Here is a 735-nt window from a genome sequence, read left to right as displayed (position 1 = left end):
ATGATTTAGATGCAGATTGAAAATTGAAGAGGAGAGTTTGGCTTTATAACCGTGCCATTAGCGTGAGCTGAAAAAACAAATGCAATACCTGTCTAAACTTTATGATTTACATTGCAAACCATTACTTATGTTGATTGTTCTGAGTCGAATAATTAACACTGACAAATAGGTAAATCGGTGGAGTTACGTTTCAATAAAGATGCTTTTTTGTACAAGGTTCCCCCATGCCATTAAAAATGACATTGATTGCCCTTGCCGTTATGGCATCTGCGCAGCCCCAAGCGAATACACCTATAGCTCCGCCCGTCTCTCTTGCTGAAACCTATCAAGATGGAATAGATGTTTCTGAGTATTGGTACAGTGAGAAACTCGATGGAATTCGAGCCTACTGGACAGGTCAACACCTCGTGACCCGAAACGGAAACCGAATTTATGCGCCCGAGTGGTTCACTGAGTCACTCCCAAACTATCCATTGGATGGTGAGCTTTGGGCCGGACGCGGAAATTTTCACATTGTTCAGCAAACCGTTCTTGATAAAACACCAATTGATAGCGCGTGGCGCGAAATCGATTTTATGGTGTTTGACATGCCGTATTCCGCAGGAGATTACCGAAAACGTTATTACAACATTCAGGATTTAGTGTTTGATATTGATGAGCACCACATCAAATACGTTGAGCACCGAGCCATCCAAAATGAGCAACATTTGTTTGCTCAACTGGATAAAATTTCCT

The 735-nt window shown here is 41.9% G+C and carries 1 pseudogene; it reads left to right on the top strand.

Annotation, left to right across the window (positions count from 1 at the left end):
* Positions 1–224: 224 nt before the first annotated feature.
* Positions 225–735: pseudogene (locus tag R7093_RS25325) on the top strand (DNA ligase); the annotation flags it as partial.

The organism is Vibrio sp. 1580, from assembly GCF_033340055.1.
This window is presented reverse-complemented; position numbering and strand designations above follow the sequence as displayed.